This is a genomic window from Terriglobus tenax (genome assembly GCF_025685395.1).
In the GTDB taxonomy this organism is placed as follows: domain Bacteria; phylum Acidobacteriota; class Terriglobia; order Terriglobales; family Acidobacteriaceae; genus Terriglobus; species Terriglobus tenax.
In genome coordinates this window covers 2331758-2350648 of record NZ_JAGSYA010000004.1, presented here as the reverse complement: position 1 = coordinate 2350648, position 18891 = coordinate 2331758, and the positions used below count along the sequence as shown (strand labels likewise).

At 61.3% G+C, this 18891-nt stretch carries 20 protein-coding genes; 12 read left to right on the top strand and 8 right to left on the bottom strand.

Annotated elements, in window-relative coordinates; genetic code table 11:
* Nucleotides 1–10: 10 nt before the first annotated feature.
* Together OHL13_RS15480 and OHL13_RS15475 are read right to left on the bottom strand one after the other, a co-directional pair.
* Nucleotides 11–1201 (bottom strand): acetate/propionate family kinase, encoded by a 1191-nt coding sequence (locus OHL13_RS15480; RefSeq protein ID WP_263411029.1) that lies wholly within the window; start codon nucleotides 1199–1201, stop codon nucleotides 11–13.
* A 79-nt stretch (nucleotides 1202–1280) separates the two neighbouring features.
* On the bottom strand, nucleotides 1281–2417 hold the full coding sequence (locus tag OHL13_RS15475) for a mechanosensitive ion channel family protein (RefSeq protein ID WP_263411028.1): 1137 nt from the start codon (nucleotides 2415–2417) through the stop codon (nucleotides 1281–1283).
* Nucleotides 2418–2634: 217 nt separating this feature from the next.
* Here OHL13_RS15475 and OHL13_RS15470 point away from each other — a divergent pair, with 217 nt between their 5' ends.
* Nucleotides 2635–3057, top strand: coding sequence for a ribonuclease E inhibitor RraB (locus OHL13_RS15470; RefSeq protein ID WP_263411027.1), 423 nt, complete (start codon nucleotides 2635–2637; stop codon nucleotides 3055–3057).
* Nucleotides 3058–3082: 25 nt separating this feature from the next.
* Nucleotides 3083–4993, top strand: a complete 1911-nt coding sequence (gene mnmG, locus OHL13_RS15465; RefSeq protein WP_263411026.1) for a tRNA uridine-5-carboxymethylaminomethyl(34) synthesis enzyme MnmG — start codon at nucleotides 3083–3085, stop codon at nucleotides 4991–4993.
* Here mnmG and OHL13_RS15460 read toward each other — a convergent pair.
* Nucleotides 4990–5286: a DUF5076 domain-containing protein gene (locus OHL13_RS15460; RefSeq protein WP_263411025.1), complete on the bottom strand. Its 297-nt coding sequence runs from the start codon at nucleotides 5284–5286 to the stop codon at nucleotides 4990–4992. The two genes, mnmG and OHL13_RS15460, sit on opposite strands and share 4 nt — an antisense overlap.
* 100 nt (nucleotides 5287–5386) lie before the next feature.
* Here OHL13_RS15460 and dnaB point away from each other — a divergent pair, with 100 nt between their 5' ends.
* On the top strand, nucleotides 5387–6772 hold the full coding sequence (dnaB, locus tag OHL13_RS15455; protein ID WP_263411024.1) for a replicative DNA helicase: 1386 nt from the start codon (nucleotides 5387–5389) through the stop codon (nucleotides 6770–6772).
* Here dnaB and OHL13_RS15450 read toward each other — a convergent pair.
* The gene (locus tag OHL13_RS15450) at nucleotides 6769–7188 is read right to left on the bottom strand and encodes a hypothetical protein (protein WP_263411023.1); all 420 of its coding nucleotides are present in this window, start codon (nucleotides 7186–7188) and stop codon (nucleotides 6769–6771) included. The two genes, dnaB and OHL13_RS15450, sit on opposite strands and share 4 nt — an antisense overlap.
* A gap of 53 nt (nucleotides 7189–7241) precedes the next feature.
* Here OHL13_RS15450 and OHL13_RS15445 point away from each other — a divergent pair, with 53 nt between their 5' ends.
* The 5 genes from OHL13_RS15445 to alr all read left to right on the top strand — a co-directional run bounded on the left by OHL13_RS15445 (nucleotide 7242) and on the right by alr (nucleotide 10270).
* Nucleotides 7242–7550: a type II toxin-antitoxin system RelB/DinJ family antitoxin gene (locus OHL13_RS15445; protein ID WP_317889931.1), complete on the top strand. Its 309-nt coding sequence runs from the start codon at nucleotides 7242–7244 to the stop codon at nucleotides 7548–7550.
* Nucleotides 7486–7827, top strand: a complete 342-nt coding sequence (locus OHL13_RS15440) for a type II toxin-antitoxin system RelE/ParE family toxin (RefSeq protein WP_263411021.1) — start codon at nucleotides 7486–7488, stop codon at nucleotides 7825–7827. Before OHL13_RS15445 ends, OHL13_RS15440 begins: the two co-directional genes overlap by 65 nt.
* Nucleotides 7828–7920: 93 nt before the next feature.
* A complete protein-coding gene (locus tag OHL13_RS15435; protein ID WP_263411020.1) occupies nucleotides 7921–8301 on the top strand; it encodes a VOC family protein in 381 nt (126 codons plus the stop codon).
* Nucleotides 8302–8337: 36 nt separating this feature from the next.
* Nucleotides 8338–9033 carry a helix-turn-helix transcriptional regulator gene (locus tag OHL13_RS15430; protein WP_263411019.1) on the top strand — a complete coding sequence of 232 codons (696 nt, stop codon included), beginning with the start codon at nucleotides 8338–8340 and terminating at the stop codon, nucleotides 9031–9033.
* Nucleotides 9034–9094: 61 nt separating this feature from the next.
* Nucleotides 9095–10270, top strand: a complete 1176-nt coding sequence (gene alr / locus OHL13_RS15425) for an alanine racemase (protein WP_263411018.1) — start codon at nucleotides 9095–9097, stop codon at nucleotides 10268–10270.
* A 72-nt stretch (nucleotides 10271–10342) separates the two neighbouring features.
* On the opposite strand, the gene OHL13_RS15420 is transcribed toward alr, so the two are convergent.
* On the bottom strand, nucleotides 10343–12001 hold the full coding sequence (locus OHL13_RS15420; RefSeq protein WP_263411017.1) for a M28 family peptidase: 1659 nt from the start codon (nucleotides 11999–12001) through the stop codon (nucleotides 10343–10345).
* A 168-nt stretch (nucleotides 12002–12169) separates the two neighbouring features.
* Nucleotides 12170–13135 carry an AraC family transcriptional regulator gene (locus OHL13_RS15415; RefSeq protein WP_263411016.1) on the bottom strand — a complete coding sequence of 322 codons (966 nt, stop codon included), beginning with the start codon at nucleotides 13133–13135 and terminating at the stop codon, nucleotides 12170–12172.
* Nucleotides 13136–13232: 97 nt separating this feature from the next.
* On the opposite strand from OHL13_RS15415, the gene OHL13_RS15410 reads away from it, so the two are divergent.
* From OHL13_RS15410 to OHL13_RS15400, 3 genes are all read left to right on the top strand, one after another.
* The gene (locus tag OHL13_RS15410; RefSeq protein ID WP_263411015.1) at nucleotides 13233–14123 is read left to right on the top strand and encodes an SDR family oxidoreductase; all 891 of its coding nucleotides are present in this window, start codon (nucleotides 13233–13235) and stop codon (nucleotides 14121–14123) included.
* 105 nt (nucleotides 14124–14228) lie between these two features.
* Nucleotides 14229–14381, top strand: coding sequence for a helix-turn-helix domain-containing protein (locus OHL13_RS15405; protein WP_399255888.1), 153 nt, complete (start codon nucleotides 14229–14231; stop codon nucleotides 14379–14381).
* Nucleotides 14382–14432: 51 nt separating this feature from the next.
* Complete coding sequence (locus OHL13_RS15400) at nucleotides 14433–15599, top strand: alpha/beta fold hydrolase (RefSeq protein ID WP_263411014.1); 1167 nt, start codon at nucleotides 14433–14435, stop codon at nucleotides 15597–15599.
* A gap of 37 nt (nucleotides 15600–15636) precedes the next feature.
* Here OHL13_RS15400 and OHL13_RS15395 read toward each other — a convergent pair whose 3' ends face one another.
* Complete coding sequence (locus OHL13_RS15395; protein WP_263411013.1) at nucleotides 15637–15762, bottom strand: hypothetical protein; 126 nt, start codon at nucleotides 15760–15762, stop codon at nucleotides 15637–15639.
* 285 nt (nucleotides 15763–16047) lie between these two features.
* Here OHL13_RS15395 and OHL13_RS15390 point away from each other — a divergent pair, with 285 nt between their 5' ends.
* Complete coding sequence (locus tag OHL13_RS15390) at nucleotides 16048–17991, top strand: alpha/beta hydrolase family protein (RefSeq protein ID WP_263411012.1); 1944 nt, start codon at nucleotides 16048–16050, stop codon at nucleotides 17989–17991.
* A 3-nt stretch (nucleotides 17992–17994) separates the two neighbouring features.
* Here OHL13_RS15390 and OHL13_RS15385 read toward each other — a convergent pair whose 3' ends face one another.
* Nucleotides 17995–18891 carry an alpha/beta hydrolase gene (locus tag OHL13_RS15385; RefSeq protein ID WP_263411011.1) on the bottom strand — a complete coding sequence of 299 codons (897 nt, stop codon included), beginning with the start codon at nucleotides 18889–18891 and terminating at the stop codon, nucleotides 17995–17997.

The window sequence follows — 18891 nt, the reverse complement described above, 5'->3', positions numbered from 1 at the left end:
GGTTGAGCGGTTACTGTGTGGCTTGCGTGCACTCGTGTGCGAGTTGCATGCCTTCGTCAGCGTGTATGACCCATGCGGCAAGTTTTGATGCGGGTGTGGAGAGCAACGTGTCGCCCGCCATCACCTCAGTATTGCGGGCGGGATCCACCTGCATGCCCCAGCCTCGCAGGCCCTCGGCAATGGGGCCGCGAACCTCAGGGGTATTCTCTCCGATGCCTCCACTGAACACAACCGCACGCGCTTCGCCTAACACCGCAAGATACGCACCAATGGCCGCGCGCACACGATAGGCAAACATCGCCATCGCCAGCAGGGAACGCTCATCTGTCTTCTTGCGAAGGATGCGCGTATCCAGTGACTGGCCGGAGATGGCCAGCAGGCCGGACCTCTTCTCAAGGAAGTTGAGTGCCTCACTCGCAGACATACCTTCGTGCTCCATCAGGAAGGGAACAATCGCCGGATCGATGGAACCGGACCGCGTGCCCATCATCAAGCCTTCCAGCGGCGTGAAGCCCATGGAGGTATCCACTGACCTGCCGTTGCGAATCGCGCAGACCGACGAACCGCTCTCGAGATGTGTCGTCACAATCGACGCATCTTCCAGCGGCGTTCCGCTCAGGTAACAGAACTGTTCCATCTGGTAGCGGTGCGAGAGCCCATGAAAGCCATACTTGCGGATACCATGCTTTTTCGCGATCTCCCGGTCGATGGGATACCGCCATGCGACCTCGGGCAAGGTGTGATGAAAGGCCGTGTCGAAGGTGCAGGCAACCGGCAGCGCACTGCCATGCTGCTGCAGAGCGTGGATGACCTTCACAGAGTTTGGATTATGCAGCGGCGCAAGTTCCGCGCGCGCCTCAATCTTCCGGAGCACCTCTTCGTCCACGCGCACGGCCTGCGTGAAATCACTGCCGCCATGCACCACGCGCACACCGGCCAGGTCGGGCTTCGGCAAACCGAGCTTATCCAGCGCATCCAGCGCTGCCGTCGTCATAGCGCCGTAATCGCCCGCGGGCAACGGCTCTTTGCGCGAAGCTTCATCGCCGCGCGCAATCTCGATCTCCGTGGGCTTGCCCACGTTGTCGATGCCGCCGGTCAGCAAACGCTTCCCCGCCGAGGCGCGCGACTGGCCAGCCTCGGTCTCCACCAGGTCAAACTTCAGTGAATTGCTACCCGGATTGAAACACAAAACAATTGGCATGGCACCCTCAGCTTAGGACAACTTCATCATCGCCCCGTGAATTTGTTCCGTGCAGTGTGCCGCGTCACACCCTGATCCTTTATAAGGCTGTGCCGGTTGCCGTAGGTGTAAACTTCTCCGCCGTTTCACCGGCGGAACGCCCTGCGTCTGGCAACCCGGCAAAGCGCGTGCGCGGGAAGTGCTCGGGATAATTTTCCCGGATAAACTCCATCATCTTCTCCCGCACAATACAGCGCAGGTCAAAATTGTCCCCTGCGTTGCGATTACTCACGAGGCAGCGCAATTCCATGGTGTGCTCCTTGATGTCCGTCACCTGCAGGCCGCATACCTTGCCATCCCACAGGGGAGACGCCTGGCATATCTCCCGCAGCTTTTGACGCAAAGGTTCCACCGGAATGGCGTAGTCCACGTACAGAAACGCCGTTCCCATAATCTCGGATGATTCACGCGTCCAGTTCTGAAAGCTGTTCTCAATGAAGTAACTCAGCGGAACGATCAGGCGCCGCAGGTCCCAGATCTTGACGACGACATAGGCCGAGGTGATCTCTTCAATGCGTCCCCACTCGCCCTGGACGATCACCACGTCGTCGATGCGGATCGGTTCGGTCAGCGCAATCTGCACGCCGGCCAGAAAGTTGGAGGCCGTGGATTTGGCCGCGGTGGCAAGTACAAGGGAAGCGATACCAGCGGAAGCCAGCAGGCCGGTGCCGGCCTTCCAAAGCCGGTCGTCGTGGAAGGTCCACAAACAACCGGCGATCGTCACCACCATGATCAGCGAGATGATGAAGCGGCGAAACAGGCCGAACTGCGTATGCACGCGCCGCGCCTGGATATTGTCTGTCGAGGTAATGTCATAGCGGCGCAGGAAGATGTTCTGCACCACGTACACAATGCCGGTGGCAAACCATCCCAGCGAGATGACGAAGAGGATGGCCATCGCCTGGCGCACCTCGTCGTGGTAGCGCGTGGGAATCGGCAGCACCGGCTCCACGAAGAACAGGCAGGTCAGGATAAAGATGGCGCGCGCCGGCTTGGCCAGGTACTTCTGCAGCCCGAAGCCTATCCCGCTGGTGACCGGGCTTGCACTCTCAGCCTGCTTGCGCCGCAGCACACGGAACAGCACCGTGTGGAACACATTGGAAAAGACCAGCGCAGCGCAGAAGACGAACAGCGCAAGAAACCAGCCGTGCCAGATGTGAAGCACTTTATCGAACATCGCCCATACCCCGATCAGAAAGTAAAGGCCCGCGCTCCGGCGGGCCCCTGCTGTGTGGGATGAGGCTATGGCCGAGGTGGTTGTGTCACCTGCACCATGCTCCTCATGTGCCGGTCTCATTTTGAGACAGAGGGCCTGCCGCTTTGTTTTTCTTGCTTTGTCATTCTGAACGGAAACTGATCCTTTTATTCGCTCTCCTACATACACTGAAGCAATCATGCCGAACTTTTTTAAACATTTGTTTCGCCGAAAGGCACGGATTTTTCCGCCCACACAAGTGGAAGGATATGAGCCTACAGGTTCTTTCACTGACTCAGACGAAGCAGATCGTAAAGTTTTTGCGCAACTCATTGAGCTTGGCTCCGATCTCACTCAACCTCGCCATTGCATCCACTATTTCTATTTCAAGACCTCTCAAGATGCGGATGATGCAGCCGATCAACTGAAAGCAATGGGCTTTCGAATCAAGCTTGGAATGAAACTGGAAAAGAGCCACGTTGCTATGCGTCCGTGGCTCGTGATGGCAGAACACACAGCAATCATCAATGAGCAGTCCATCCATGCGCTTCGTATCCCGTTCACTGAGATCGCCGAGAAGCACGGCGGTGAATACGATGGCTGGGAAGCGCAGGCGGGATAAGCAAATCGCCGTAAAATAAAAGTGGATGGCATTCACCGAACAGTTCGACGTCCTCATCGTCGGGGCCGGCCACGCAGGCTGCGAAGCCGCGATGGCTGCCGCCCGCATGGGGCTGCGCACCGCACTGTTCACGCTGAACCTCGATCTCATCGCACAGATGAGCTGCAACCCCGCCATTGGCGGTATCGCCAAGGGTCACCTCGTCCGCGAGGTCGATGCGATGGGCGGCATTATGGGCGAGGTCGCCGACGCCGTCGGCATCCAGTTCCGCCTGCTCAACACCTCCCGCGGCCCCGCCGTGTGGTCGCCCCGCGCGCAGTGCGACAAGGCCCTGTACCGCGTAAAAATGCGCGAGGTTCTGGAAGCTCAGCCGAACCTGTTCATCAAGCAGGCCGAAGTCATCGACGTCGTCCTTGAAGACACGGACGACACGCGCCGGATCACTGGCGTCAAACTCCGCGACGGACGCACCGTCCACGCCGCCGCCGTCGTCATCACCACCGGCACCTTCCTCAACGGACTCATCCACTGCGGCGAAGAGCGTTACACCGCCGGCCGCAGCGGCGAACCCGCCAGCGTCCTTCTGGGCGAGAGCCTGAAAAAGCTCGGCCTGCGCGAATGCCGCCTGAAGACCGGAACACCTCCGCGTCTCGACGGACGCACCATCGACTGGTCGCGCTTTGAAGAGCAGCCCGGCGACGTCGACCCGACACCCTTCAGCTTCCGCACGAAGACCGTGCCTCAACTGCGTCAGGTCAGCTGCCACATCGCGACCACGACACCGGAGACGCTGGAGATCATCCGCCAGAACGTGCACCGCTCGGCCATGTACTCCGGCCAGATTGAAGGCATCGGCCCGCGCTACTGCCCGTCCATCGAAGACAAGATCGTCAAGTTCCCGGACAAGACCCAGCACCAGTTCTTCCTGGAACCTGAAGGCCTGAATACGCACGAGGTCTACATCAACGGCATGTCCACCAGCCTTCCGATGGAAGTGCAGGCGGCGATGGTCCACTCCATCCCCGGTCTCGAAATGGCCGAGATGCTGCGCCCCGGCTATGCCATCGAGTACGACGCCATTGACCCCACCGAGCTGGACCGCTCGCTGAAGGTGAAGTCCATTGATGGCTTGTATCTTGCCGGACAGATCAACGGCACCAGCGGCTACGAAGAGGCCGCCTGCCAGGGTCTGATGGCCGGCATCAACGCCGCTCTCAGCGTTAAGGGCGAAGCGCCTTTCTGGCTCGACCGCTCCGACGGCTACACCGGCATCCTGATCGACGACCTCATCAGCAAGGGCACCAACGAACCCTACCGCATGTTCACCTCGCGCGCGGAGTTCCGCCTGCACCTGCGCATTGACAACGCCGACCGCCGCCTTACCCCCAAGGGCCGCATGCTCGGCCTGATCGGAGACGAGGCCTGGGCCGACTACGAGGCCAAGCAGGCCCGTATGGTCGCACTCGAAAAGCTGCTCTCCACCGAACGCATCAAGGAAGGCGAAACCAAGGGCCAGACACTGGCCCAGCTTCTCAAGCGGCCGGAAGTAACCATCGACCAGTTGCTACCGAACTTCGTCGCAAAGCTCTCCGAAGACGAGCGCTTCGCTCCCTACGCCGAGCCGCTGGCAAACGGCACGCTACCCTCCTGGATTCGCAATGAGCTGAAGTCCGTCGAAACCGAGATCAAGTTCGCCGGCTACCTGGACCAGCAGCGCCGTTCCATCGATAAACTGAAGAAGAGCGAGGAGCGCGCCATTCCTGATTTCTTCGACTACACGGCCGTCAGCGGCCTCTCGCGAGAAATTCAGGAGAAGCTCACCCGCATTCGCCCGGCCACCATCGGCCAGGCCAGCCGCATTCCCGGCATCACGCCCGCGGCGCTGACGCTGATCAACGTCTTCATCGAGATCCAGGCGCGCAAGCAGCCCGCCTAATGAATCTGCCCGCTGACCTCGTCGGTCGGCTCGTCCATCTCTTCCTCAAAGCCTTCCCGCAGCCGCGCCAGAAATGCCTCGGTATTCTTCGACTTGCCCGCCTGCTTCTGCGCATTGGCAATGTGGCGCGCCAGGTCGGCCAGAAAGATACCCCACGCCGCCGGGTCCTCCCACACCTCCGCCCCCAGGCTTACGTGCTGGTCCTGCTCGGCAATCCATACCCGCAGGATTTCAAAGGACTTCGCATCACGTTTGGCCGCGGGCGGCACCGCCAGGGCATGTTTTTCTGACATATTCGTTCTCCGTAATTCCACAGGTTCCCGCAATTTTCCGCAGCCCGACTTTCTCACCCGGCACGGTCGTAACAGGCATATCCTTAAGCCAGACCCACTGATGGCTTCCTACCTCCAGATTATCGAGCAGCAGGGCGCACCGGCGGCACTGCACGCGGAAAACACGATCCTCGGCGCCATGCTCACCGATGGGCTTGCGATCACGGACGCCACCGCGCGTCTGCGCATCGACGACTTCTCGCTCGACTCGCACCGCCGCGTCTACGCTGCCATGCTGGAGATGATCGAGGCCGGCCACGCCATCGACATTGTCACCGTCTCCGACAACCTTGCCCGCAAAAAAGAGCTGGAAGGCATCGGCGGCATCCCGTACCTCTCGTTCCTGACCGAAGGCATTCCGCGGAACCCGAACATTGAGGACTACGTCCGCATCGTCAAAGACAAGAGCCTGCTGCGCCAGCTCATGTCTGTCTGCAACGACGGGCTCCTCGCCGCGGCCGATCAGTCCGAGCTCGCCATCGATGTTCTCTCACGCGTGGAAGGCCGTGTCCTGGAGATCGCCGAAGGCGCCATCCAGAAGAGCTTCTCCAACATCGGCGAGATCGTCGCCGAAAGCTTCGGCACCATTGACGCGCTCTACGAGCAGGGCCGCGAGATCACCGGCCTGCGCACGCACTACGCCGAGTTCGACCGCATGACCAGCGGCCTGCAGCACTCCGAACTCACCATCATCGCCGCCCGCCCTTCGATGGGTAAAACGGCCTGGGCCATCAACATTGCACAGAACTCCGCCGTGCGCGACGGCAAGGTGGTCGCCGTCTTCTCGCTCGAAATGAGCAAGGAGTCGCTGCTTCGCCGTATGCTCGCCAGCGAAGCCCTGGTGAACTCGAAGAAGATCCAGACCGGCTTCCTTCCCCGCGAAGACAAGACCAAGCTGGTCGCCGCGCTTGACCGCCTGATGTCGTCCAAGATGTTCATTGACGACACCCCCGGCATCACCCTGGCAGAGATGCGCGCCAAGGCCCGCCGCCTGAAGCAGCAGGAAGGCGGTCTCGACCTGATTGTGATCGACTACCTGCAGTTGATGAGCGGCTCCACCGGCCCCGGCAAAAAAGGCTTCGAGAACCGCACGCAGGAAGTCAGCTCCATCTCGCGCGGTCTCAAAGCTCTTGCCAAGGAAATGAAGGTTCCCGTCGTCGCCCTGTCGCAGCTCTCCCGTGCCAGCGAACAGCGCGGCGGCGAAAAGAAGCCCATGCTCAGCGATCTCCGCGAATCAGGCTCCATCGAGCAGGACGCCGACGTCGTCTGCTTCATCCACCGCGAAGAGTACTACGACCGCGAAAACGAAGACGTCAAAGGCAAGGCCGAAATCATCATCGCCAAACAACGCAACGGCCCCACCGGCAGCGTCCACATGGCCTACCTGAGCGACTACACGCGTTTTGAGAATCTGGAATCCGCGCATAGTGGCGGGGCAGAATACTAGTTACTGCTTCTCCCCTGCCGCATAAGCAGAATGGTGACAATCACAGACAAAGGCACCGCGAGGATATCTCCGTCTCCGCCATGCACTCCGCCTAACCTGCTAAGCGCCTTATCAAAAACTGTAACGTGCAGCAGAGAAAAGGGCAGATAGCAAAACCCGAGCAGCAATCGTAGAAACTGCAGCGCGATGAACCCCGGAAACGCAAAAATAGCGATAAACGGCGCTCCAGCTTCGCTCATCAAGCCTGCAATCAACGCAGGAGATATAGCCAGTGCTTCCGTCGCGGATAACTTGTACCAGCGGTCGCGGCTTGTGTCGATGAACTCCAGCATGGTTGCGTAATTATTGCGCACGTCAAACGCAGCAACAAGAGCCTGGTATTCAAAAATGGGAAGCAAACCATTTTTGTTTTTCACAGGACTTGAGTTTGATTGTGTAGAAACACAGTCAACAGATATTTATACCTGTAATGCAATTGCATTACACTCAGTCCATGGCCGCCACAGCTCTCGTCCAAACACGCATCGACCCTGCCATCAAAAAACGCGCCGCGGCCGTGTTGAAGAAACAAGGAATCACTGTCTCGGACGCGGTCCGTATACTCCTCACTCGTACGGCGAATGAAGGCGCTTTACCCATCCCTGCGGACACGGAAGCCTACGATGCATGGTTCCGCGCGAAGGTACATGAAGCCCTGAACGATCCTCGGCCAGATGTCTCGCATTCCCGCGCCAAGGCGAGTTTGGCCCGCAGAAAGGCCGCTCTTCTCAACCGCTAATCTGCATCTTTCCTGGACTGCAGCGTCACTTGAGGACCGCGACGCGCTGCTGACATGGCTCGGCAAACGTAACCCGAAGGCCGCGGTTTCGCTGGATGATCGCATTGAGCACGAAGCCGAACAGCTCCTCCAATTTCCTGCCAGCGGACGTCCTGGCCGTGTCCCTGGAACCCGGGAACTGGTCGTTACCCGGACGAAGTATGTCCTTATTTACACCGTCAAGGGCCACCGCATTCGCATCCTTCGCGTACTCCATGGAGCACGCCAGTGGCCCTAGTCACGAATTAGAAGATCAGAATCTCTACTGACACCCCGCTGTCAGTAGCACGTCAGTAAGCTCCTCCTTGTAGTCATCCAAGGAGACCCCCACATGAGCGAAGCCGTGACCAACGCATCCACCTGGTTTGAAATCCCCACCCTCGAAATCCAGCGCGCACAAACCTTCTACGAGCAGGTCCTGGAGATGCAGATGAAGTCCTTCCCCGATGAAAACCCGATGGTGATGTTTCCCTACGAGCCCGGTGTCGGCACCGGCGGAGCGCTCGTGCAGCGCGACTTTCAGAAGCCCAGCGGGCAGGGAACCATCGTCTACCTCACCTGCAAGGGCGACCTCGACCCCGTCCTCGTCCGCGTTACCGCCAAGGGAGGCAACATCATTATCCCCAAGACGGCCATTCCCGGCGGCTTCGGCCACTACGCCTGCATCCGCGACACCGAAGGCAACCTGGTCGGTCTGCACTCCAAGGAATAACCACTCCTCACCACCTGAACGGATACCATTGCACCCATGCGCCGTGCCGACCGCCTGTTCCGCATTGTTCAAGTGCTGCGCGCCGGCCGCCTGCTGACCGCGCGCGACCTGGCCCGCAAGCTGGAGGTAAGCGAACGCACCGTCTACCGCGACGTGCGGGACCTTCAGCTTTCGGGCATGCCCATCCTGGGCGAAGCCGGCGTCGGCTACACCCTGCGACGCGATGTCGATCTGCCTCCCCTGATGTTCAACGCCAACGAACTCGCCGCACTCGTCCTCGGCGCCCGCCTGGTCAAAGCCTGGGGAGGCGACGAGGCCGTTGCAGGCGCAGCCGACGCCCTGCGCAAGATTGAAGCTGTCCTTCCGCCGGAGATGCGTCAGCAGATCGACTCCGTGATGATGTACGCTCCCGGCTTCCGCATGCAGAAGCACGTGCGCACCCTCATCGACCGCATTCATGAGGCCTGCGTAACGCAGCGCATCATCCAGTTTGACTACTGCCGTGAAGACGGCGAGCGCAGCTACAACCGCCGCACCCGCCCACTCGCTCTCTATTTCTGGGGAGGCGCATGGACCGCCGCCACATGGTGCGAGCTGCGCAACGACTTCCGCCTCTTCCGCCTGGACCGCATGGAGAACTTCGCCCTTCTCGACGAACACTTCACCCTGAAGAAAGGCCAGCGTCTGGAAGACTACCTCCGCCAGGTCGATCCTCCAAAGAAGAAACAGTAGCCGCCAAGGTTCCTCCTCACGCATCTTCCACCGCCCAGCCATCTAGCATGGAAGCAGAAGCATGCGAACCATTGAACCCAACCAGGTGCGGCCGGTGTGGGCCGAGATCTCGGCCTCGCGCCTGGCCACCAACTTTCGCCACACTCGCGCAGCCGCGGGCATGGAACTGCTCGCCGTCATCAAGGCAGACGCCTACGGCCACGGCGCAGAGCTCTGCGCGCCTATCCTCGCCGGAGCAGGCGCCGCGTGGCTCGGCGTCACCAGCGTGGAGGAAGGCGTTCGCGTCAAAGCCTCGCTCGGCATGCTGCCGCACTTCCTTATGCCGCGCATCCTGGTCATGTGCGGCGTTTGGAACGGTGAAGCAGCCGTCGCCGTCGAACACGGCCTTACCCCCGTCGTGTGGGAGGAGTACCAGCTTCGCCTGCTGGAAGAGGCAGCCCGCAAGCGCAGCCTCGCGCCGGGAAGTTTCGCCATCCATGTTGAGGTCGATACCGGCATGGCCCGCCAGGGAGTACTCGACCTTGCCGCCTTCGCTGCGCTGCTCGCCGAAGATTCGCCGCTGCGCATCGAAGGCGTGATGACCCACCTCGGCTCCACTGAAGAAGCAGACTCCCCGCTCAACCACGAGCAGATGCACCGCTTCGCCTCGCAAGTCTCCGCCAGCAAACTCCACCTCGACTGGGTACACGCAGGCAACACCTCTGGCGTGGACGCCGCGCAGATCCTCACCGAAATCAAATCCATCGCCGCCACCTGCGGAGCGCAGCCCATGGCACGCTCCGGCCTGGCCATGTACGGCTACGCTCTACCGCTGACCGGCGATGCCGAGCCGCATGTGCATCCCGCCCTGCAACCTGTCATGACCTGGAAGACCCGTGTGATCAGCCTGCGCGACGTACCCACGGGAGCGACCGTGGGCTACAACGCTACCTTCACCGCTCCGCAGCCCATGCGTCTTGCTCTGATTCCCGTCGGCTACGCCGACGGCCTGCGCCGTGAGCTCTCCAACCGCGGTCACGTCCTCGTACACGGCCAGCACGCAAAAATCGTGGGCCGCGTCTCCATGGACCTGACCATCCTCGACGTCACCAACATCCCCGGCGCGGCCATCGGCGACGAAGTCACGCTGATCGGCGACGGCGTCCCCGTGGAAGAGCAGGCCGCGCTCGCCGGAACGATTCCGTACGAGATCCTCTGCGGCATCAGCGACCGCGTTCCTCGCATGGTCGTGGAGTAGTTCTGCACGCTTGTCTGCAAGCACAAAGGGTGAGGCCGCTGGCCTCACCCTTTGCCGTTCCCGATGCTTTCGTTACTGCTTCTTCAAAGGTTCGGGGGTTGGGATGCGTGGCAGCATCTCTGCGCGAGTAGCTGCGTTGTAGGCGAACCATGCTTCCACAAAAGCTCCCTGGATCACGTCGTCCTTCTGCACGCGGTCATAGGTGTCCGCGTTGGAGTGGTGCGTACGCGTGCCGTACTCCAGGGGATCCTGCATGAAGCCGATGCCGTTCAGTCCGACCCACGTGAAGCTGGTCGAGTCCGTACCACCGGGTGAGGTCATGGGACGGTACTCGGTTCCCGAAACAGCAACAATGTGCTGGTCCTTGATGGGTTCAATCCACGACTTGAAGATGGCGCCTATCTCCTTGCTGCCACCGGCGGAGACGCCGCGGAAGCGGCCCGAGCCGTTGTCGTCGTTGAAGTAGACATCGAACTTGTCATACTCCGGGGTCTTCTTCATAGTGTCGCGCTGGGCGTAGTGCTGCTGCACATATGCGAGGGAGCCAAAGAGGCCTTCCTCTTCACCGCCCCACAGGGCAACGCGCACAGTGCGGGCCATCGGCTTCTTCAGCGTCGCCAGGATGCGTACAGCCTCCATGGCAACCGAGGAACCGGTGCCGTTGTCCGTTGCGCCGGTGCCGCCCTGCCAGCTGTCGAAGTGGCCGCCGACCATAACGACCTCCTCCGGCTTGGTCGTTCCGGGAATCTCACCGATGACGTTGAAGGCGTCGGTATCTTCTTTCTGGTACTCAACCTGCACATCGAAGGTCAGCTTGGGTGTATTGCCATGCTGCAGCAGGCGGACAATGCGGTTGTACTGCTCTGCCGCAATGGCAACCATCGGAGGCGGGACCGGGTCCTTGGGATCCTGCGAGCCACCGTAGCTGCCGAAGATGGTGCCGCCGTCTCCGTTGTAGCCGGGGGTGAGGACAACTGCCGGAGCCTCTTCCTTCAGGAAAGCATTCAGCTCCTTACGAATGGCCGTGTTGCCGGAAAGGGCCTGCGAAGTCGGCGTGAACTCCCACGTGCCTTCGCCATGCCGGCCGCGGCCACTGGGATCACGATCCGCCGGACCGGCGCCCGGACCACCGGGGCCACCCGGGCGTCCGCCACGCGGCGAGTTGGCGCGCTCCAGAATCTCTTCATCGGTAGGAGACTTCTGTGCGTCTGCGGTCATGTGCAGCGTAAGCACCGCCGGATCAAAGATCAGAACGATCTTGCCCTTCAGCTTCCCCTTGTACTTGGCGAAATCTTCCTTGGAATGGATCGGCGCCCACATGGCGTCCGCGGTGACCGGGCCATTGGTTCCGGGTGTCCAGGCCAGCGGGAAACCGGGAATAGCGGCGTACGCCGGAGATTCCAGGGCGCCGTAATATTTCTTGATCTGCCATCCGTAGCCGAAGGGCCACTTCTCCAGGTGGACGTTCTTCATCCCCCACGCTTTCATCTGCGTCATCGCCCACTCGGCGGCGGCACGGTGATTGCGGCTGTTGTTGACGCGCGGACCGTAGACCTCGGACATGTAGTAGAGGTTTTCCATCACTTGCGAGTGCTGGAAGGCCTCCGTCTTGATCTGTGCCAGGGCATCCAGATCAACCTTGTCCCCTGCCAGTTCCTGCGCGGGTGCGGACGGGAAGAGCAACAGTGCCGTAGCCAGAGCGGCGACCTGCTTGAAGCGGTGCAACGACATGGAGAATCTCACTTTCGTTAAGGAAAAGCTGGTGATGTGAGGGGCATAAAGACCTGCGACATTCAGGACAGCGGACTGTCGCGGGAATCTTCTTGAAATGTTGCAGTGGCACCAAGGTAATCGAATTCGCATTCACGGCGCAATACAGAGATCCGGCCCGCGCCTTCATCATTCTGCCGGACGCACGTACGCCCTGGGCGAGCAGCCCATCGTCCTGCGGAAAGCTTTCCCGAAGGCGCTCTCCGACTCATACCCCAGCGCCCGCGAGATCGCAGACAGGCCGTCGGAGGAGTTCTTCAACCTGTCAGCCGCCAGCAACATACGCCACCGCGTCAGGTACTCCATTGGGGTCACTCCGACAATCTGCCGGAAGCGCTCGGCGAAGACGGACCGCGACACGCCCACCCTCTCCGCCAGTGACTCCAGCGTCCACCGCCGGCCCGGCTCCTGGTGCATGCTTGTGATGGCAAGCCCCATCTGCTTGTCGGCCAGCGCGGAAAGCCAGCCCGGAACGGTGCTGGCTGCATCCTTCAAATGTTGGCGCAGCGCCTGGATCAGCATCATGTAGGCCACCTGCTGCGCGATCAGCGCTCCGCCCGGCTGCGGGTTGCGCAACTCTTCGCGCATACGCTCCATGGACCACCGCATGGCCGTCTTGTCCACCTCGCTGCGCAGATGCACGATGGGCGGCAACACCTGCAGCAGCGTCTCGGCATGTCCGCCGGTCAGCGCAAAATGCCCGCCCACAATGTAGCGTGCTCCCACGGCGGCAAGGTCCGGCGGTTCGTGGCTCATGGCAAAGCGAGCCTTGGCTACGGTGTAATGCACCGGCTCCACGCTCAGGTCCGTGGCCAGCCGGAAGGGAAGCCCGCGCGGCAGAACAAAACAGTCACCCGCGCGCAGCAGAAGGGGCTCGTATCCACCATCCAGCGCCAGCCAGCACTCGCCGGCCAGCATGGCATAGCACTTGATGCCCTGATGCTTCGGAAAATGGATCGCGGTTTCGCCGTTCACCGCAAACCCGCCGGCGGCGTAGCTCTGCGGCTTCAGCAGAGAAAGCACCTCCGACAACGGGTCCACGGACGGACGCGGTTGCTCTGTCTGTTCCGGATTCTGGACGATTGGACCGATCATACGGACTCTCAGAATAGATCGTACGCCGTAGCGCTTCCATCTATTCAACAGACGGCATTCAGGGCCGCTCACACCCAAGGTTTAGGAGACATCTCTCATGCGTATCTTCGTTACTGGAGCCACCGGCTTCATCGGCACTCCGCTTGTGCAGCAGCTCATCGCGGCGGGCCACCAGGTACTTGGCCTCACCCGCTCTCAGGCTGGAGCGGAAGCCCTCCGCGCCGTAGGCGCAGAGGTAAAGTTCGGCAATATCGAAGACCTGGAAAGCCTGCGGCAGGGCGCTGCAGACTCTGACGGCGTCATCCACCTGGCCTTCAACCACGACTTCTCGCGCTTCCAGCAGAACTGCGACGACGACCGCGCAGCCATCCTTGCCATGGGCGAGGTGCTTCTCGGCTCCAACCGCCCCTTCGTCATCACCTCCGGCACGGCCATCGCCGCCAACGTCGACGGCAAGCCGTCAACCGAGGACAGCCCCGTCGCCACCTGGAACCCGCGCGGAGCCTCAGAAGCCGCTGTTCGCGACCTGACCGGACGCGGCGTGAATACCTCCGTCGTCCGCCTGCCCCAGGTGCATGACCCGCGCAGGCAGGGCCTTGTGCCCTATGTCACGGCCACCGCAAAGCAAAAGGGTGTCTCCGTCTACGTAGGCGACGGCGGCAACCGCTGGCCCGCGGCACACATCACCAGTGTGGCCACGCTGTATCGTCTGGCGTTTGAAAAGGCCGAGCCCGGCGCGATCTATCACGCCGTCGACGAAGAAGGCGTCTCCATGAAGGAAATCGCGGAAGCCATTGGCCGCGGCCTGAAGGTGCCGGTGAAGAGCATCACTCCCGAAGAAGCGCCCGCGCACTTCGGCTGGCTTGGCCACTTCATTGGACACGACATGCCGTCGTCCAGCGCCATCACCCGCCAGAAGCTGAACTGGACGCCCACCGGCCCGGGCCTGATCGCCGACCTCGACGCCATGGATTACAGCCAGGTATAAGGCAGCCAACCGGATCTCGATGAGAGCCCTGGCAATCATCGAGATCCGCACGTTTTAAGAGAGCTGCTGGAACAAACGCCGCTGGAATACGTCACCGAGTGGCGCATGCAGAAGGCGATGCAGTTCCTTCAACAGCGCGACAGGAAACTCATCCACGTTGCCCGGTCAGTCGGTTACGAGTCCGACGCTGCGTTCCGCAAGGCGTTCAAGAGAGTTGTCGGGGCTAGCCGTGGTGAATACCTTAAACGTGGAATTTGACCGTCGCGCATTCATCCCCTGTTCCCGCTATCCCCGATAAACTAAAGAGGAATGTTCAAGAAGCTGTATTCAGACTGGATGTATGCGTGGGAGACACGCCTGACCACACGCGATACCAACCGCCTTGTCCGCCCCATGGAGTGGGGCTTTGACTGGCTGGAGGAGTGGGGCACGCACATCGAGGAAGACCCGCTCGGCTCCATGAAGGCCATCAATGGCCACATCGTCGCCAACGCGGACGAGTTCTTCAGCTACCAGACGCCCACCGACTTCCGGCTGGAGCGGCGGTACCCCCAGCTTTTCCCAACCAACGTGCGCCCGGAGACCCTGGCGCAGGATGCCCTGCTGAAGGCCAACGCCGAAGAGGGTCTGATTGAGCCGGCCGACTTCCTGCGTTTCACCTCGGCCGTGCGCACGCAGTATCCCGAAAACGACATCGTCAACGCTCGCTGGTATCCGGCGCCGGAACACAAAGACCCCAAACGTCCGAAGCAGGCCATCATCGTGATGCCGCAGTGGAATGCCGACGCCTTCAGCCACAACGTTCTGTGTGAGCTGTTCAATAAGTCCGGCGTCTCCGCGCTTCGGCTCTCGAAGCCCTACCACGACATCCGCCGGCCTGCGGAGCTGGAGCGCAGCGACTACGCCGTCAGTTCCAACATTGGCCGCACCATTGAGGCCGTTCGCCAGGCCGTCGTCGATGTGCGCAGTTGCGTGGACTGGCTTCAGCAGCAGGGCTACACGCACTTCGGTGTGCTGGGTACAAGCCTTGGCTCGGAATACGCCTTCCTCTCCGCCGCCTTTGATCAGCGGTTGAAGGTCTGCGCTTTCAATCACGCGTCCACAAGTTTTGGAGATGTGGTGTGGCAGGGGCAGAGCACGCGGCATGTGCGCGCGGCGTTTGAACAGGCAGGACTTTCGCGGGAAGACGTGGTCGCCTGCTTTGAGGCCATCAGCCCACGCAATTACATGGAGCACTTCGCGCGCGTGAAGGACCGCCAGACGCTGGTGGTCTACGCCACCTACGACCTGACCTTTCCTCTGGAGTTCTCTCTGGAGGTGCTGCGCAGCTTTGAGCAGCGCGGCATTCCGCATACACCTCGAGTATTGCCCTGCGGACATTACGTCGTAGGAGAGAAACCCTATGCGTGGATAGACGGGTGGTATCTTGGCACCTTCGTCCATCGCGCCTTCAAGCGCCTGCGTTCAGCGGGTTAGTAGCCCGGGGGTCAGGGTACAGCTCAGCGGATTGTCGTTACGCAGTCTTGTTGGTGTGGGCCTGAGCCTTGCCAAAGCGCGAAGCAACCAGGCAGGGAATCACGACCACAGCAACCAGGCTGCAGCCCAGCAAAATGTCCATCATGGCGTTCATCATGTTCATCGGCCACCATCCCCCACTGCTTTAGCGCAGCGGATAGATATCTGGGATGCACACTCCTTCATCAGCGTTATCCCCCCGTCGTTCCGAGACAAAACGCTGACACTGTTTTGACTCTGCGAACTCCCGGAAGGACTCGTAACTTTGGCGGGCAATTCCCACAAAGAAGGAATCTCCCGCCTGTACCGCAATCAGCATCTCTCCCTTTCATTGCGCGTCATATCGCCTGCCGGCGTTAGCCCCATGCCACTTTGGTAGCACCCGCCCGCGCGTGGTAGAACCGGAATCATGCAGAGATTGGGTACAGCGGTTGTTCTTGTGGCGGCAAGCATCAGTGTTCTGGGACAGGGAAAACCTCCCGCAGGCAAGGAATCCCCGGCGCGCAGCGCGTTGATTCAACAGCTCACCACCACCGCTGATGGCATGCTGGCCAAACGCGCCGCCACCGTTGCCACCATCCACACGGAAGACGACGCAAAGAACCGCCAGGCCCAGGTCCGCGCCAAAATTCTGCAGTTGATCGGCGGCCTGCCCGGCGAAAAGGAACGCGGCCTGCTCAGTCCGCAGATCGTAGGCCAGTGGCAGGGCGATGGCTTCCGCGTTGAGCGCGTTATCTACCAGAGCCTTCCGCGCTTCTACGTCACCGCGAACCTCTACCTGCCCCAGGGCGACGGACCGTTTCCCGCAATCCTGGAAACACCCGGCCACTCCCCCGAGGGCAAAGCAGGCGAGTACGCCTTCGCCAGCAACTTCGCGCGCAACGGCATCGCCGTGCTGGCCATTGACCCGCTTGGCCAGGGCGAGCGCTTGCAATATCTTGACCCCGCCACCGGCAAATCCCGGATGGAGCGCCCCACCGGCGAGCACGCCGAGGCCAGCCTGCAGCCCATGCTCATCGGCGACCACATCTCGCGCTATTTCATCAATGACGGCATGCGCGGCGTCGACTACCTGCTGACCCGCCCGGAGATTGACCCCAGGCGCATCGCGGCATTCGGCTGCTCCGGCGGAGGTACCGACACCGCTTATCTCACCGCACTCGACCCGCGCATCAAGATAGCCGGCGTCGCCTGTTACATGGGCCGCTTTGAAGAACTTCTGCCCTCCGCTACCGGCGTGCAGGAGGCTGAGCAGACCATCCCCCGCTTCATCGCCGAAGGCCTCAACATCCCCGACTGGGCCGAACTGGCCGCACCCCGCCCCTACGCCGTCATCTCCACCACCGAAGACATGTTCCCCTTCGCCGGAGCCAAAGCCGCCGTCGAAGAGATTCGGGGCTTCTACAGCCACTTCGGCGCAGAGAAAAACGTCCAGTGGATCACTGGCCCCGGACCCCACGGCAACCTGCGTCCCATCTTCGGCCAGATCCTCGACTTCTTCCGCACCGGCCTCGCCGTACAGACCGCCCGGGTCGAACCCGTCTTCGGACAGAAGCCACCCGCCGACGCCCTGCAATGCACAAAGACCGGCCAGGTAGGCTCCAGCTTCGCGGATGCCGAAACGGTCTCCTCACTGAATCGCGCGCGCATGCCCCGGAAGCTGGCGATCATGTCTCGCTCTTTGCCGCCGCTGCCGAAGCGCATCCGCACCGCAACCGGAGCCACCATCCTCCCCGGTGCGGCGACCCTCAAGGCCGACCGCGCGATGGCCAAAACCAACAACGCCATGCTCCCCGGCGTTCTGCACGCCGATGTCGACGTTCCGCTGGCCATGATCACACCAGCCAGTACAAAAAAACTGCCTCTGACCATCCTGCTCGCTCGCGACGTGACCAGCGATGCCACCCACGAAGTGATGCACAAGGCCGCCGCAGCCAGCGGAGGCAACGTACTCGCCGTCGGCATGCGCCCCTCACCCGCAGGCGGGGAAGAGCAGAAGGCCAAAGCTCTGGGCGACTTCTACCTGCTGAACCTGCGCGCCCTGCTGGTTGGCAAAACTCTGGTCGGCATGCGTATCGACGACCTGATCGCCGCCACCAACTGGGCCTGCACCCAGCGCACCTTCGATTGCGGCAACATCACTGCCATCGCAGAAGACGGCCTTGGCCCTGTGCTCCTGCAGGCCGCCGTGCTCGACAGCCGCCTCAAGCATTTGCAGCCCGGGGACGCACCCACTTGGAGCAGCATCGTCAAGCAGCCCATCACCACCAACGCTCCGGAGAACCTGGTACCGGGTGTTGTACTCAGCTATGACATTCCTGAACTGAAGCAGGCGCTGCGGCTCAAACCGTAGCGCTTAACTCTTATGCCAGCGGCTCGAAAGAAACGAAGGAGACCAGCATGGCTTCCACTTGGCGGTCTCCAGTGCTACCGGTAGATTCGCTGGCCACTTGGACGTGCTCGCCGGATCAGGCACGGTATCCATCTCTGGTATGACACCCGCCATCGGGTCGTGCGACAGGTAGTCCAGGTGGCCGTAGTTCCAGCTATCGGGCAGCTTTGCCGTGGGCCAGAGGTTGTCCCGGTTCTGCGTTGGCCCGGAGCGGCCCAGCGCGGCCTTCAGATTCGGGCTGTCCTCATCAAAGAGCGATCCAACCAGGTTCCCAGGCGGATACGCCAGCTCCAGCACGTAGTCCTTGCGCGATGCGACCACCGAGATATGCTCGACCGCGTCCGCGGCGTTGTCAAAATCCGCCGTCAGGGAATTGTTCTCGACCGCGGCAGCCATCAGCACCGCCTGCCGCACCTTCGCTCCCTTACCCATGGCCGCCAGCGCGCGCAGCACCACCCGCGCCCCCAGCGAGTGCGAAGCATACGAGATCGACAACGCCACGGGAGCCAACTGACTGGCGACAAACTGGCCAAGCAGGTCACCGCTCTTGTTGGCTTCGCCGCCCTCCCATACATAGTCGATAAAGATAGGCAGGATGCAGTCGCCCGGCCAAAGAATGCCGATAAAGAACGGCGCAGGCGCGGCCAGGGCCGCTTTGAAGTTGTTCAGTGACACCACGCCATTGGGCCGGTTCACGTTATAGCCATGCGCCATCAACAGCACATCCTGCCCGTTGATCGCGGATCGCAGGTCGGCAACGCTATAAAGACCGCCCTGCCCGTCGGTGATCTTCAGCGTGCCAACCGGGCCGCCATGCGAGTGCGCTCTCAGATCAATAAACCAGTCGTGTGCGATGGGCAT